Annotated in this window: 16 protein-coding genes; 15 read left to right on the top strand and 1 reads right to left on the bottom strand. The window is 36.5% G+C overall.

Annotation, left to right across the window (positions count from 1 at the left end; genetic code table 11):
* Window positions 1-4 precede the first annotated feature (4 nt).
* Window positions 5-667: a stage III sporulation protein AG gene (spoIIIAG, locus tag ACYVEC_RS14840; RefSeq protein WP_063222993.1), complete on the top strand. Its 663-nt coding sequence runs from the start codon at window positions 5-7 to the stop codon at window positions 665-667.
* Between the two features lie 15 nt (window positions 668-682).
* Complete coding sequence (locus tag ACYVEC_RS14835; protein WP_063222994.1) at window positions 683-1,339, top strand: SpoIIIAH-like family protein; 657 nt, start codon at window positions 683-685, stop codon at window positions 1,337-1,339.
* A 99-nt stretch (window positions 1,340-1,438) separates the two neighbouring features.
* Here ACYVEC_RS14835 and ACYVEC_RS14830 read toward each other — a convergent pair whose 3' ends face one another.
* Entirely contained in the window at window positions 1,439-1,633 is a 195-nt protein-coding gene (locus ACYVEC_RS14830) for a DNA recombination protein RecO (protein ID WP_080468491.1), read from the bottom strand.
* Window positions 1,634-2,102: 469 nt separating this feature from the next.
* Here ACYVEC_RS14830 and accB point away from each other — a divergent pair, with 469 nt between their 5' ends.
* The 13 genes from accB to spoIVB all read left to right on the top strand — a co-directional run bounded on the left by accB (window position 2,103) and on the right by spoIVB (window position 15,549).
* Entirely contained in the window at window positions 2,103-2,591 is a 489-nt protein-coding gene (accB, locus tag ACYVEC_RS14825; protein WP_063222995.1) for an acetyl-CoA carboxylase biotin carboxyl carrier protein, read from the top strand.
* A gap of 16 nt (window positions 2,592-2,607) precedes the next feature.
* Window positions 2,608-3,960 carry an acetyl-CoA carboxylase biotin carboxylase subunit gene (accC, locus tag ACYVEC_RS14820; RefSeq protein ID WP_063222996.1) on the top strand — a complete coding sequence of 451 codons (1,353 nt, stop codon included), beginning with the start codon at window positions 2,608-2,610 and terminating at the stop codon, window positions 3,958-3,960.
* 23 nt (window positions 3,961-3,983) lie between these two features.
* The gene (locus ACYVEC_RS14815) at window positions 3,984-4,376 is read left to right on the top strand and encodes an Asp23/Gls24 family envelope stress response protein (protein ID WP_000807630.1); all 393 of its coding nucleotides are present in this window, start codon (window positions 3,984-3,986) and stop codon (window positions 4,374-4,376) included.
* 347 nt (window positions 4,377-4,723) lie between these two features.
* Window positions 4,724-5,116, top strand: a complete 393-nt coding sequence (gene nusB, locus ACYVEC_RS14810; RefSeq protein WP_063222997.1) for a N utilization substance protein NusB — start codon at window positions 4,724-4,726, stop codon at window positions 5,114-5,116.
* 23 nt (window positions 5,117-5,139) lie between these two features.
* Complete coding sequence (gene folD, locus ACYVEC_RS14805) at window positions 5,140-6,000, top strand: bifunctional methylenetetrahydrofolate dehydrogenase/methenyltetrahydrofolate cyclohydrolase FolD (RefSeq protein WP_063222998.1); 861 nt, start codon at window positions 5,140-5,142, stop codon at window positions 5,998-6,000.
* A gap of 26 nt (window positions 6,001-6,026) precedes the next feature.
* Window positions 6,027-7,385, top strand: coding sequence for an exodeoxyribonuclease VII large subunit (xseA, locus tag ACYVEC_RS14800; protein WP_063222999.1), 1,359 nt, complete (start codon window positions 6,027-6,029; stop codon window positions 7,383-7,385).
* The gene (xseB, locus tag ACYVEC_RS14795) at window positions 7,375-7,605 is read left to right on the top strand and encodes an exodeoxyribonuclease VII small subunit (RefSeq protein ID WP_063223000.1); all 231 of its coding nucleotides are present in this window, start codon (window positions 7,375-7,377) and stop codon (window positions 7,603-7,605) included. The genes xseA and xseB overlap by 11 nt, the downstream gene beginning before the upstream one ends.
* The gene (gene ispA, locus ACYVEC_RS14790) at window positions 7,605-8,495 is read left to right on the top strand and encodes a (2E,6E)-farnesyl diphosphate synthase (RefSeq protein WP_063223001.1); all 891 of its coding nucleotides are present in this window, start codon (window positions 7,605-7,607) and stop codon (window positions 8,493-8,495) included. The genes xseB and ispA overlap by 1 nt, the downstream gene beginning before the upstream one ends.
* 302 nt (window positions 8,496-8,797) lie before the next feature.
* Window positions 8,798-10,690 (top strand): 1-deoxy-D-xylulose-5-phosphate synthase, encoded by a 1,893-nt coding sequence (gene dxs, locus ACYVEC_RS14785; protein ID WP_063223002.1) that lies wholly within the window; start codon window positions 8,798-8,800, stop codon window positions 10,688-10,690.
* A 3-nt stretch (window positions 10,691-10,693) separates the two neighbouring features.
* A complete protein-coding gene (locus tag ACYVEC_RS14780; protein WP_001274744.1) occupies window positions 10,694-11,533 on the top strand; it encodes a TlyA family RNA methyltransferase in 840 nt (279 codons plus the stop codon).
* 142 nt (window positions 11,534-11,675) lie between these two features.
* Complete coding sequence (argR, locus tag ACYVEC_RS14775; protein ID WP_001032581.1) at window positions 11,676-12,125, top strand: arginine repressor ArgR; 450 nt, start codon at window positions 11,676-11,678, stop codon at window positions 12,123-12,125.
* A gap of 267 nt (window positions 12,126-12,392) precedes the next feature.
* Window positions 12,393-14,132 carry a DNA repair protein RecN gene (recN, locus tag ACYVEC_RS14770; protein WP_063223003.1) on the top strand — a complete coding sequence of 580 codons (1,740 nt, stop codon included), beginning with the start codon at window positions 12,393-12,395 and terminating at the stop codon, window positions 14,130-14,132.
* A gap of 118 nt (window positions 14,133-14,250) precedes the next feature.
* On the top strand, window positions 14,251-15,549 hold the full coding sequence (gene spoIVB, locus ACYVEC_RS14765; RefSeq protein WP_063223004.1) for a SpoIVB peptidase: 1,299 nt from the start codon (window positions 14,251-14,253) through the stop codon (window positions 15,547-15,549).
* Window positions 15,550-15,771: the final 222 nt, after the last annotated feature.

Genomic DNA, 15,771 nt, shown 5'->3' with positions numbered 1-15,771 from the left:
GTAAATGGACAATAAAGATAAAAATTCTAAGTTCTCATTTTTTCGAAACTTATTGAATGGGGATGAAAAAGAAAGCAATGAGAAGGGGAAAAAGGTAACACCTAAGTTTTTACTTGTCCTACTCATACTTGGAATTTTGCTTATGTTTTCTAGTAGTCTCTTTTCAGGTAAAAAAGAAGAAGTACCTGTATTTAAAGAACAAAAAACTCAAAACCAAGAAAAAGACGTACCAACTTTTGGACAAAAAAATAATAATAATATGTCGAATCTAGAAAAATATGAAAAAGCGTATGAACAAGAATTAAAAGCAGCCTTAGAAGAAATGGCAGGAGTAAAAGATGTAACGATTAAAGTGAATTTAGATTCATCAGAAGAAAAAATATTAGAAAAAAATACAGTGAAACGTTCACAAACAACAGGTGAAACAGATAAAACAGGCGGTCAGAGGAAAGTAGAAGACGAGTCTCTTGATGAAAAGACAGTCATTATACGTGAAGGGGATAAAGAAACTCCCGTTGTTTTACGAACAGAAAAACCGAAAGTGCGAGGTGTTCTTGTCGTAGCAAAGGGAGTGGATAATATACAAGTTAAAGCGATGGTAAAAGAAGCTGTAATACGGCTGCTAGATGTACCAGCTCATCGCGTTTCAGTATCACCGAAAAATTGATAGGGAGGAAATAAAGTGTTAAAAAAACAAACAGTTTGGTTATTAACGATGTTAAGTTTAGTTGTTGTACTATCTGTGTATTACGTAACAACTCCTGACAAAATGAATACAGCATCGCCGGCGACAGGTGAAAAGATTGGACAAGAAAAACAAGGTACTGATAAAGCAGTAACAAACGAAGCACCTAAAGAAACGCCAAAAAAAGAAACTACAAGCAAGGAAACATCAAATAAAGAAACAAATAAAGAAACAGACAAAAAAGAGAGCGCTACAAAAGAAACAAGTAAGAAAGATGCTAACGTAACAGTTCAATCAAGTGATGAAAATTTCACAGCATTACGTATGCAAATGGAAGATCAGCGAAGTGAACAAAAAGCAAAATTACAAGAAGTGATGAATTCAGCAAAATCTTCAGCAACAGAAAAGAGTAAAGCAAAAGATAATTTTGATGCAATCACTACAATGGAAACGAAACAAGAATTACTTGAGACAGTAATTAAGTCTCAAGGAGGATATAAAGATGCCCTTGTAAGAGCTGATGGGACTGACATTAGAGTAACTGTAAAAGCAGCAAAACATTCACAAAAAGAAGCCAATAAAATTATACAACTTGTAAGAAGTGAAGGCGGATCAAAAGATGTAGGTGTGAAATTTGATCCACCAACAAAATAAAAACTAATAATCCGCGGGGAAATCCTCCGCGGATTATTAGTTTTTACGAATCCGAGTGTTTGAAGATAGTTAGATAAAAATAATAATAGAAAAAAGCTATCATTTTCGATAGCTTTTTTCTGTTTCGTCTTTGTAGTTGTTTTTACTATGCTCAACTCGGAACGGAGAAATGCGTTGTGAGTAAAAGATTAGCGGTTCATGGTAGCGATGATTACTTTTTCCGGATTTGACATGGATGAAGAGAACGAATGCCCAGACTATTACGGCAGGTAAGAAGAGAATGAGCCATATCATATGTCCACACCTCAATACGATATATTTTCTATACTTTGAACATACTATTCTTATATGAAGGAATGATGAACGACGTGTAAACAAAAAAATAATATTTGGTAAAAATATGTTATTGACTATGTATGAGGTGAAGAGTGAAACGGTAATTATATGTTTACTCTGTAGCGTTTTGAAAAAGTAAGGAATGTTTTTTAGTAAGTGGTCTTGCCAATTTTGTGTGAAACTTGGTATTATTACTAGGTAATAAATTTTTATTGGAATAATATTTTTACAGGAGTTTCGATTTATTATAAAGAAATATAAATTGGAATGTTTAAAAAATTTATCGTAAGATGGAAATAGTAACTATTTCTATTAGTGAATGAAATGCATTTTCTAATAGAGTACATCGTATTTTTACAGTCAATCTAGTTTTAATGACGATAATCTGTAAAAACGGGACAAACAAGAGTATGGGAGTGGATTTTACATGTTTAAAATTCAAGAAGTTCGTGAATTAATTAAATTAATTGATAGCTCTAATATTGATGAATTTGAATACAAAAAAGATGGTACGACAATCAAAATGAAAAAGCGTGGTAATGAAGTTGTTGCGGTGCAAGCACCTGTAGCAAAACAAGCCGTTCAACCAGTGGCACCTGTTGAAGTTGAAACAGCAGTAGCGGCAGCGCAAGTGGAAGTGCCAAAACAAGAAGAGAAAAAAGCTGTTCAAAATGAAAACCTACATAAAATTACATCGCCGATGGTAGGTACATTCTATTCTTCTTCTTCGCCTGATACACCTCCATATATAAGTGTTGGAGATAGAGTATCAAAAGATTCTATCGTATGTATTGTTGAGGCTATGAAGTTATTTAACGAAATTGATGCTGATGTAGAAGGCGAAATTGTTGAGATTCTTGTTAATAACGGACAGCTTGTTGAGTATGGACAACCGCTATTTCTTGTGAAAGCGTAATAAGGGAGTCTTTGTGATGATAAAAAAAGTATTAATAGCTAATCGTGGGGAAATTGCCGTACGAATTATTCGTGCTTGTAAAGAAATGGATATTGAAACAGTCGCAATTTATTCAGAAGCAGATAAAGAGTCACTTCACGTACAAATTGCAGATGAGGCGTATTGTGTAGGGCCAACCGTTTCGAAAGAAAGCTATTTAAATTTAACGAACATTATTAGTGTTGCGAAGTTAACAGGTTGCGATGCTATTCATCCGGGATACGGATTTTTAGCAGAGAATGCAGATTTCGCAGAGTTATGCCGTGAATGTAACTTAATTTTTATCGGCCCAAGTCCAGAAGCTATTTCAAAGATGGGCACAAAAGACGTTGCTCGTGATACAATGAAAGAAGCAGGGGTTCCGATTGTACCAGGTTCACAAGGGATTATTAAAAATACCGAAGAAGCGATCGAACTTGCTAATCAAATTGGATATCCAGTTATTATTAAAGCGACTGCAGGTGGCGGTGGAAAAGGTATTCGTGTTGCACGCCATGAAGAAGAGCTTGTAAAAGGAATTCAAATTACACAGCAAGAAGCTAGTACCGCTTTTGGGAACCCTGGTGTATACTTAGAAAAGTACGTTGAAGATTTCCGCCATGTTGAGATTCAAATAATGGCAGATACACACGGAAATGCCATTCATTTAGGAGAGCGTGATTGTACAATTCAGCGCCGCTTGCAAAAACTACTAGAAGAAAGCCCATCACCTGCACTTGATGAAAATGTGCGCAAGCAGATGGGTGAGGCGGCAGTAAAAGCGGCGGTAGCGGTTGATTATACAGGTGCTGGTACGGTTGAGTTTATTTATGAATATAAAACGAAAACCTTTTATTTCATGGAGATGAATACGAGAATTCAAGTTGAGCATCCGGTTACTGAAATGGTAACAGGGATGGATTTAATTAAAGAACAAATTCGTGTTGCTTCTGGAGAAAAGTTATCGTTACAGCAAGAAGAAGTACAATTTAATGGTTGGGCAATTGAATGCCGAATTAATGCGGAAAACCCTGCCAAAAAATTTATGCCATCTCCGGGGAAAGTAGAAATGTACTTGCCACCAGGCGGATTTGGTATTCGCGTCGATTCAGCTGTATATCCGGGATATTCAATCCCACCTTTCTATGATTCGATGATTGCTAAATTAATTGTTCACGGAAAAACACGTGAAGAGGCAATTGCAAAAATGAAGCGTGCACTCAGTGAGTTTGTCATTGAAGGCGTACATACAACAATCCCGTTCCATTTGCAATTGCTAGATCATCCTGATTTTGTAAAAGGTGAGTTTAATACGAAATTTTTGGAAGAGCATGAACTTGTGACGCAGTGATACATTAAAGGAGGTTTTTTTTCATGGCTGAACATATGTTAGATATGGGTCAAGATACAACTCTTGGTAAAGTAGAAATTGCACCAGAAGTAATTGAAGTAATCGCAGGTATTGCAGCTGCTGAGGTAGAAGGTGTAGCGGCAATGCGTGGTAATTTTGCTACAGATGTTGTTGAGAAGTTAGGTAAGAAGAATCATGGTAAAGGTGTAAAGGTTGAATTAGCAAACGAAGATATTATCGTTGACCTTTATGTTGTGATGTATTTTGGCGTAGCAATTCCAGTTGTTGCACAAAAGATTCAAGACAACATTCGCCAAGCGCTCTTTACAATGACAGGGCTTGAGCCAAAAGAAGTGAATGTTCACATCGTTGGCGTAACATTCGAAACACAAAAAACAGAAATTGAACCAGTGTAAGAATGGAAAAGGTGCCTAGTAACATAGGCATCTTTTTTATCGTTTCATTTCTTCACAAATTAAAACCCTCTAATTATTATACTATTTCAAAAAAAAAGAAATTTAAAAGAAAATGTTTCGTTTTTCCAAAAAACGTACATTGTGATAAGATATGGAACTTGAAGTTAATCTTTTTATTATTTTTCAGCCTTGTAACCCGTGTATGAAACGATAAATTGTGTTATTATCATTGTATTATAAGGTTGGAAAATCAATGAAAACTGTAAGGGTAAGTGAATTGACGGCTTATAAATTATAATAATATAACAAAGCATAAGGAAAGACTTGAAGCATAAAGGAGAGTTACAATGAAACGTAGGACGGCTAGAGAAAGAGCTATGCAAGCATTATATCAAATGGATATTACAGGTGAATTAGAACCGAAAATAGCGGTGGAAAACACGCTAGATGAAGGTGAAGAAACAAATGAGTTTTTAGAATCACTTGTAGTAGGTTTTGTAGAAAATAAAGAAGTAATTGATGAAGCGATTCGTCAAAACTTAAAAAAATGGAAACTTGAGCGTATTAGTATTGTTGATCGCAGTATTTTACGTCTAGCTGTGTATGAAATGAAATACATGGAAGAAGTTCCACACAACGTAACAATTAACGAGGCAATTGAAATTGCTAAAACATTTGGGGATGAGGAATCTCGTCGTTTTATTAACGGCGTTTTATCTAATATAAAAGATACACTGTAATTTCTTTAAGGGGGAATCTTAAAATGGTAGCAGTAATCATCAAAGGAAATGAAGTTGCGGAGAAAAAACGAACACAATTAACAGAAGAAGTTGTGAAGTTGAAAGAGCAAGGGATTGTACCAGGGTTAGCAGTTATTCTAGTTGGAGAAGATCCAGCATCTCGTTCTTATGTAAAAGGAAAAGAAAAGGGCTGTGAACAAGTAGGAATCTATTCAGAGCTAATTGAATTTCCTGAAACAATTACGGAGGAGCGTTTACTTGCTGAAATCGATCGCTTAAATGGCGATGACCGTATTAATGGCATATTAGTGCAATTACCTTTACCAAAACATATTGAAGAAAAAGCTATCATTGAAAGAATTTCACCAGAAAAAGATGTAGATGGATTTCACCCAATTAGCGTGGGACGTATGATGACGGGACAAGATACATTCCTTCCATGTACACCGCACGGTATTGTAGAATTGGTAAAAGAAACCAATCTCGATATCTCGGGAAAACATGTTGTAGTAATTGGAAGAAGTAATATTGTCGGCAAGCCAGTGGGACAATTGTTCTTAAATGAAAATGCAACTGTCACATACTGTCATTCTAAGACGCAAAATATGAAAGAGTTAACGAAGTTAGCTGATATTTTAATCGTAGCAGTAGGACGACCTAAAATGGTAACAGCTGATTATATTAAAGAAGGAGCGGTTGTAATCGACGTTGGTGTAAACCGTTTAGAAACAGGTAAACTTTGTGGCGATGTTGACTTTGACAACGTGTTAGATGTTGCAGGTTACATTACACCTGTGCCAAAGGGTGTTGGTCCAATGACGATCACAATGCTTCTTCATAATACTGTTGAATCTGCTAAACGTGCAGGTGTTGTTTGTAAATAATTTGATTCGGCTATGAGGAGAGAGAAATGGAGAAACAATATTTAACCGTTACAGCGTTAACGCGCTATATAAAAACAAAAATAGAATATGACCCGCATTTGCAGTCTGTTTGGTTAAAAGGTGAAATTTCCAACTTTAAAAATCATAGCCGTGGTCACATGTATTTTACATTGAAAGATGAAAATGCAAGAATCGCAGCGGTTATGTTTGCGGGTCATAATCGTAATATTAAATTCAGACCTGAAAATGGGATGAAGGTACTCGTGAAAGGGAAAATCTCTGTTTACGAGGCGAGTGGTTCTTATCAAATTTATATTCAAGACATGCAGCCTGACGGAATCGGAAACTTGCATTTAGCTTACGAACAATTAAAGGTTCGTTTAGAGGAAGAAGGTTTGTTTTCTCAAGTTTATAAAAAAACAATTCCTCCTTATGCTAAAACAATAGGTGTGATTACGTCACCAACAGGGGCAGCGATTCGTGACATTATAACAACGATTAAACGTCGTTATCCAATCGGAAACGTTATTGTATTTCCAGTACTTGTACAGGGGGAGTCAGCAGCTCCCTCAATTGTACAAGCGATTCGTACAGCGAATGAAATGGGAGAGATAGATGTCCTAATCGTCGGGCGCGGTGGAGGCTCTATTGAGGAATTATGGGCGTTTAATGAAGAAACGGTTGCAAGAGCCATTTTCAAGAGTGAAATCCCTATTATTTCAGCAGTAGGCCATGAAACAGACTTTACAATTGCGGATTTTGTTGCCGATTTACGAGCGCCAACACCGACTGCAGCCGCTGAGCTGGCAGCGCCTAACATTATAGAGTTACAAGAAAAGGTATTACAAAGAACTTTAAGATTGCAAAGAGCAATGAGAGAGTTAGTACATAAAAAAGAAGAAAAACTACAAGTATTGCAAAAATCTTATGCGTTCCGTTATCCAAGACAAGTATATGAGCAAAAAGAAGAGCAATTGGATAGAGCGTTAGAACAGCTTGTTTTAGCGAAAGAGCGCTATATTGATAAAAAGGTAAATCAGTTAAAACAGCTTTCATTTTATTTAGAGAAGCACCACCCATCTCAAAAAATTATGCAAACGAAGGTAGCAGTTGAAACGTTGCAAAAGCAATTGCAACGTGAAATGCAAACATTACTTCAAACGAAAGAATTTGCCTTTGTAAGAGCTGCTCAAAAACTTGAAGCGTTAAGTCCGCTTAAAGTAATGATGAGAGGGTACGGGCTTGTATATGATGAAGAGAAGCAAGTGTTAAAAAGTGTGAAAGATGTCAGCCTTGGAGATGCTGTTTCAGTTCAATTACAAGATGGAATACTAGATTGTAGCGTATCAGGCATAGAGGAGCGTGAATTGAATAATGGAAAATAAATTAAGCTTTGAAGAGGCAATTTCGCAACTTGAGCATCTCGTTTCTAAGCTAGAGCAAGGTGACGTACCTCTAGAAGAAGCGATTTCTTATTTTAAAGAGGGTATGGAATTATCTAAGCTTTGTGATGAGAAGTTGAAGAACGTACAAGAACAAATGGCAGTTATTCTTGGGGAAGATGGACAGCTTGAACCGTTTACTGCTTTAGGAGATGAAGCATAGTGACAATTGCTTTTGATACTTTTTTGAAAGAAAGTAAAACTTTTGTAGAAGAGAAGCTTGTAAGCTATGCAAATGAATTACAATGTCCAAATGTACTTCGTGAAGCGATGGCATATTCTTTGGAAGCGGGTGGGAAGCGTCTCCGCCCGTTACTTGTATTTGCAACATTACAAGCGTTTGGGAAAGAAAGAAATCTTGGAGTAGGTGCAGCTTGTGCTCTTGAAATGATACATACATACTCGTTAGTTCATGATGATTTACCTTGTATGGATGATGATGATTTAAGAAGAGGGAAGCCCACAAATCATAAAGTATTTGGTGAAGCGATGGCAGTTTTAGCAGGTGATGGTTTATTGACGTATGCTTTTCAAGTTATTATGGCATATGAACAAAAGGAAATCTCTGCTGAGAAAAAAGTAAGACTTGTACTTGAGCTTGCAAAAGCCGCAGGGCCAGAAGGAATGGTTGGCGGACAAGTGGCAGATATGGAAGCTGAAGGGAAACAGCTTACGCTTGATGAGTTGGAGTATATTCATAAACATAAGACCGGGAAACTACTTGAATTCGCTGTACTTGCAGGATCGATACTTTCTGATGCCACAGAAGAACAGGAAGAAAAGTTACTTACGTTTGCAAAATATATCGGCCTAGCTTTTCAAATTCGAGATGATATTTTAGATGTAGAAGGAACCGAAGAAGCGATTGGAAAACCGATTGGTAGTGATGTTTCCAACGAAAAGAGCACATATACGACATTATTTACTGTAGATAGAGCAAAGGACATTTTAGAAGAAACAATTGCAAAAGCAAAAGATGCTATTGGTTCCTTGCAATTACAAGATGAATATTTACTATCTATTTGCGATTTGATTGCAAAACGTAATAACTAATATAACAGCGTTTTCATTTGTTGAGTCATTCATCATTTTATGATATAAATGTAGGAAAAGGTTTTTCTTTTCTTGTTATTGGCAAAAATATATGTAGATTACATTGCCGTTATCACTTCGTGTTAGCGGCTATTTTTTTCATCGCCTCAAGAAATATGGTTTATAATAGGATTAGTGCGCAATAGACTGGTTAATAGCAGGACAAGGTGAAACATAAAAAAAGAGAATTTCTTGTTTTGTGTAAATGTTTTTTATAATATTTGACATGTTGACAGATTATGAAATGAAAGTGAGTGATCCATGTGGATCTAACGCAAATTCAAAACCCTAGTTTTTTGAAAGATATGTCTATCAGTGAACTAGAGGGATTGAGTGAGGATATTCGTAAGTTTTTAATTGAAGAGCTCTCTCAAACAGGTGGACATATTGCACCTAATTTAGGTGTAGTAGAACTCACAATTGCTCTGCATAAATTATTTGATAGTCCGAAAGATAAATTTTTATGGGACGTAGGACATCAATCCTATGTACATAAAATTTTAACAGGACGTGCAAAAGAATTCGGCACATTAAGGCAATATCAAGGTCTATGTGGTTTCCCAAAACGTTGCGAGAGTGAGCACGATGTATGGGAAACTGGTCATAGCTCGACATCATTATCTGCTGCAATGGGAATGGCTCTAGCACGTGATTTAAAGAAAACGAAAGAATATGTTATACCAATCATTGGAGATGGTGCTTTAACAGGCGGAATGGCTTTAGAGGCATTGAACCATATTGGACATGAGAAAACAGACATGACTGTTATTTTGAATGACAATGAAATGTCAATTGCACCAAACGTTGGTGCGCTTCACAATGTGCTTGGACGTCTACGTACCGCAGGAAAATACCATTGGGTAAAAGACGAACTAGAGTATATATTGAAGAAAATCCCAGCAGTCGGTGGGAAAGTTGCTGCGACAGCAGAGAAAATAAAAGACAGTCTTAAATATTTACTAGTATCCGGTGTCTTTTTCGAAGAATTAGGCTTTACATATTTAGGCCCAGTCGATGGGCACGATTATGAAAAGCTATTCGAAACGTTGCAATATGCAAAGAAAACAAAAGGCCCAGTGCTTGTTCATGTTATTACGAAAAAAGGAAAAGGTTATAAACCAGCTGAGAGTGATGTTATTGGAACTTGGCATGGAACTGGACCTTATAAAATTGAATCAGGTGACTTCGTTAAACCGAAAGAAGTTGCACCGGCATGGAGTGCTGTTGTTAGTGAAACAGTACTTAAGCTAGCAAGAACGGACGAGCGTATCGTTGCAATTACACCTGCAATGCCTGTTGGATCAAAACTTGAGAAATTCCAAAAAGAATTCCCGGATCGTATGATTGATGTAGGTATTGCAGAACAGCATGCTACAACAATGGCAGCGGGTATGGCAACGCAAGGTATGAAGCCATTCTTAGCGATTTATTCAACATTTTTACAAAGAGCATATGACCAAGTTGTTCATGATATATGCCGCCAAAATTTAAATGTTTTCATCGGAATCGATCGTTCTGGTTTAGTAGGAGCAGATGGTGAAACGCATCAAGGCGTATTTGACATCTCATTCTTACGCCACTTGCCGAATATGGTACTTATGATGCCAAAAGATGAAAATGAAGGGCAACATTTAGTATATACGGCGATGCAATATGAAGATGGGCCAATCGCATTACGTTATGCGCGTGGTAATGGACTTGGTGTTCATATGGATGAAGAATTAAAGGCGATTCCAATCGGTTCATGGGAAACGTTAAAAGAAGGTACACAAGCGGCTATTTTAACATTTGGTACGACGATACCAATGGCAATGGAAGCAGCTGAGCGTCTTGAAAAGGCTGGAGTTTCAGTGAAAGTAGTGAATGCTCGCTTTATTAAACCGATGGATGAAGCATATTTACATGATCTCTTAGGAAAAAATATACCGATTTTAACGATTGAAGAAGCGTGCTTAATCGGTGGTTTTGGAACGGGAGTAGTTGAATTTGCGTCTGAGAACGGGTACCATAGGGCGTTAATTGAACGAATGGGTATTCCAGACCGTTTCATAGAGCACGGTAGTGTAACAAAATTATTAGAAGAAATTGGTTTAACGACAGATGCTGTTGTAGACCGTATTCATACAATGATTCCATCAAAACAAAAAAGGGCGTAACAAATGAGTGCAAAAAAAGAAAGAGTAGACGTACTATTAGTAGAGCGAGGACTTATAGAAACACGTGAGAAAGCAAAACGCGCCATTATGGCCGGACTTGTATATGCGAATGAGATGAGACTTGATAAACCAGGAGAGAAAATCCCACAAGATACAGAGATTACGGTGAAGGGACAAGTTATGCCGTATGTAAGCCGTGGTGGTTATAAACTTGAAAAGGCATTAGAGACATTTCATCTGGATTTACAAGATAAAGTTATGATAGATATTGGTTCATCAACTGGTGGCTTTACAGATTGTGCGCTTCAAAATGGAGCGAAATTATCTTATGCATTAGATGTAGGATATAATCAACTTGCGTGGAAATTACGTCAAGATGAGCGTGTTGTCGTAATGGAACGAACAAACTTCCGTTACGTAACACCAGCAGACTTAGAACGTGGTTTACCGCAATTTGCTAGTATCGATGTTTCATTTATATCGTTAAAGCTTATATTGCCAGTTTTAAAAACAATGCTTATGCCGAATGGGGATGTAGCAGCGTTAATTAAACCACAGTTTGAAGCTGGAAGAGAGCAAGTTGGGAAAAAAGGTATCGTTCGGGATCGAAAAGTACATGAGGCTGTCGTGGAAATGATTGTCGACTTTGCTTTAAAAGAAGGATACGACGTAGAAGGTTTAACATTCTCACCAATTACGGGTGGGGATGGTAATATTGAATTTTTAATCCATCTGAAATGGCATGGTGAACGTGAGAATGGCGAAAATCATTCTCCAGTTTCTGTTGAGCAAGTAGTTACAGAGGCGCATGATGTCCTAAAACAAAAAGGGAAAGGGGAATAACATATGTTGTTCCTCTTTTTGTTGTAATTGTATAATGATTGTAAAAACAATTGTGTACAAGTAACGAATTATAAGTTAACATAAATAAGTGAAGTATACCAATGTTTAAACTATGGTAAGAGATAGTGTGAGGTGCAAATGTATGAATAAAGGTCAGCGCCATATTAAAATCAGGGAAATTATTGCGAACAAAGAAATTGAAACACAAGATGAATTAGTTGATATTTTACGTAATGAGGGATTTAATGTAACGCAAGCAACAGTATCTCGCGATATTAAAGAACTGCACTTAGTGAAAGTGCCATTACATGATGGTCGCTATAAATATAGCTTGCCAGCAGATCAACGATTTAACCCGTTACAAAAATTAAAACGCAATCTAGTGGATTCATTTGTAAAATTAGACACGGCAGGACATATGCTTGTGCTAAAAACATTGCCTGGTAACGCTCATTCACTTGGGGCACTTATTGATCATTTAGAGTGGGATGAGATCATCGGAACCATCTGTGGTGATGATACTTGCTTAATTATTTGCCGTACACCTGAAGATACAGGTGTTGTCTCTGATCGTTTCTTAAATATGCTGTAACAAAAAAATCTTGTTTGCTTTCCTCTGTAAAGTGGAAAGTGAACAGGATATTTTTATGGGTTAAAAACGTGAATTCTTAATTGTAATATAATATTTTCTTTGAATAAAATTAGAAAATAGGTGGATTGACCCGTAAAACAAATGTTTGGTACAATGGAGCGGTTAGAAAAGTAATTTATACATACAAACATATAGTATGACTATTTGAATAAATAACTGAGAAAAGCCCTTAATAGGGGATTAGTTTATAACGAGGTGAATGGGGCATTGTTATCGGAATTATCGATTAGAAACTTTGCTATTATTGAGGCATTAAATATTTCTTTTCAAAAAGGATTAACGGTTTTAAGTGGTGAAACAGGAGCCGGGAAATCGATTATTATCGATGCGATTAGTTTACTTGTAGGTGGCCGTGGTTCAGCGGAATTTGTTCGATATGGAACAGAAAAAGCTGAGATAGAGGGGCTATTTTATGTAGAAGATGATAAGCATCCATGTATTGAAAAGGCAGAAGAGTTGGATATAGAAATTGAAGACGGCATGATTATTTTGAAGCGTGATATCGCTGCAAACGGAAAGAGTGTATGTCGTGTAAATGGGAAACTGGTTACTCTTAGTGTATTAAAAGAAATTGGAAAAACACTTGTTGATATTCATGGGCAGCATGAAACGCAAGATTTAATGAATGAAGAGCGTCATCTATTTATGCTCGATCATTTTGATGGAGATCGTATCGTTAAACAATTGGATATATATCGAAACGTATACGCTGATTATGAGAAGTTGAAAAAACAGTTAAAATCATTAAGTGAAAATGAACAACAAATGGCACATCGCTTAGATTTAATTCAATTTCAGCATGAAGAAATCCGTAAGGCGGATTTAAAGATGGATGAAGAAAATGACTTAACTGAAGAACGATTGCAAATTTCTAATTTCGAAAAAATTTACAAAGCATTAGGCGATGCATATCGTTCGTTAAGCGCTGATGGACAAGGATTAGACAATGTGCGAAGCGCAATGGGACAAATGGAGAGTATTACACATTTAGATGAAATGTATCAAGAAAATCATGATTCCATTGCAAATAGCTATTACTTATTAGAAGAAGTTGCGTATCAACTGAGAGAAAAGCTCGATATGATGGAATATGATCCGAATCGTTTAGACGAAATTGAAACGCGTTTAAATGAAATTCGTATGCTAAAGAGAAAATATGGAAATACTGTAGAAGAGATTTTAGCGTATGCTGATAAAATTGAACAAGAAATTTTTACGATTGAAAATAAAGACGTTCATATTGAAACGACGAAGAAGCAGTTAAAGGAATTAGAAAGTGTTATTCTGAAAGAAGCAACGTTGTTAAGTAATATGCGTCATGAGCTTGCAGAGCATCTTACAAATGCCATTCATCAGGAATTAAAAGAATTATACATGGAAAAAACAAAATTTGAAGTGAGAATTATGAAGCGAGAAGGAAATGCTGAAGAGCCTCTTGTGGAGGGAGCGCCGGTAAGACTTACGGCGGATGGCTACGATCATGTGGAATTTTATATTTCAACAAATCCAGGTGAGCCGCTAAAACCACTTTCAAAAGTCGCTTCTGGCGGAGAGCTATCTCGTATTATTTTAGCTTTAAAAAGCATTTTTTCTAAGCATCAAGGTGTTGCATCTGTTATTTTTGATGAAGTGGATACGGGTGTAAGTGGTCGGGTCGCACAGGCTATTGCAGAAAAAATTTATCGAGTATCAGTAAACTCGCAAGTACTTTGTATTACGCACTTACCTCAAGTAGCTTCAATGGCGGATTCGCATTTATTTATTCGAAAACAAGTAGCGAATGATCGAACAATTACGTCAGTTACCGTTTTAACTATGGAGGATAAAGTAACAGAAATAGCTCGAATGATTTCGGGTGTGGAAATTACAGATTTAACGACAGAACATGCGAAAGAATTACTTACGCAAGCGCATCATTTTAAACAGACAGCAGAGGCTATCCAGTAATGGATAGCTTTTTTTCTCAAATGATGATTTCTTAATTCTTCCGGTTATAAATAAAGCACTGCAAGGAGAGATTAAAAAGTGAAGCCAAGAGGCTGAATGTGGGGTAGGAGCGAGGAGAGTGAACAAATTGAAATTAGAAAGATTTCGCAAAATAATAGGTATTTTTCTCCTTGTTTCTTTAGTTTTTATAGGGTGTTTTAAACCGCTTCGGACGTTTATTTCATCCCCAAAGCAACTTGTTGTTTTTGAAGGACAACAATCAGAAATAGCTTCATTACCAGTATTTAAAGCTGCATCAACAGATCGTCATGTGTTTACAGTAAGTTCAAATGAACAAAAACAAGGACTTATGGTAAATTCTCATCAAAATGGTGAAGCAGATATGGTGTTTCAACTTGCTGGTTTTCCAGTGAAAAAAGTAAATGTGAAAGTATTAAAAGATTTCAAAGTTATTCCAGGTGGACAATCAATTGGTGTGAAGTTAAACACAAAAGGGGTACTTGTTGTAGGCCATCATTTAATTCAAACTGAAAAAGGGAAAGTATCTCCTGGTGAAACAGCTGGTGTACAAATTGGAGATATGATTACTGAAATTAATGGTAAAACAATTGAAAGAATGAGTGATGTAGCACCATTTATTCATAATAGTGGTGAAACAGGTGAACCACTTAATCTTGTTTTGTTAAGAGATGGAAAACATATCCGCACTAAGTTAACACCACAAAAAGACAGTGGAGAATCGTCTTATCGTATTGGTTTATATATTCGTGATTCGGCAGCTGGAATCGGAACAATGACATTTGTTCATCCAGATTCTATGAAGTATGGGGCACTTGGTCACGTCATTTCTGATAACGATACGAAAAAGCCGATTCAAGTCGAAGATGGACAAATTATGCGTTCGACAGTTACATCAATTGAAAGAGGTAGTCATGGGAATCCAGGAGAGAAATTAGCGAGATTCTCACCAGATCGTGAAGTGATTGGTAATATTACAATAAATAGTCCATTTGGTATTTTTGGCAAATTGAATACAAATATGACAAATGGCGTAATGGATAAAGCAATGCCTATTGCACTATCTCATCAAGTAAAAGAGGGACCTGCAAAAATATTAACAGTTATTGCTCAAGATAAAGTGGAAGCGTTTGATATTGAAGTTGTTAGTACAGTGCCGCAAAAGTTTCCGGCGACAAAAGGCATGGTAATAAAAGTGACAGACAAACGTTTATTAGCAAAAACGGGTGGTATCGTACAAGGGATGAGTGGAAGCCCAATTGTACAAAACGGGAAAGTAATTGGTGCTGTTACACATGTATTTGTAAATGATCCAACATCCGGGTATGGTGTTCATATTGAATGGATGTTACATGAGGCTGGAATTAACATTTATGATCAAGAAAGAAAAGCGAGCTAATTAATAATTAGCTCGCTTTTCTATTGAAAAATTCGTTGAAATTTTGTAAAAGCTCCGCAAGAGGTGTTTTTTGTTGTAAAATAAAAGAAAAGGGTTGAACGTTTCGTTGTATTTCTATGATGGAATGTGTTGCGAAAGGGAATAAATGAACGATAAACATATTTTTTTGTGATTTTATCGGAAAGTAACAAACTTTAAAAGGGAATTTTCACACAATTGTCG

The sequence above is a fragment of the Bacillus sp. MN7755 genome, from assembly GCF_054771475.1.
Note: the sequence above shows the minus strand (reverse complement) of the source record. Positions and strands in the feature narration are given on the sequence as shown.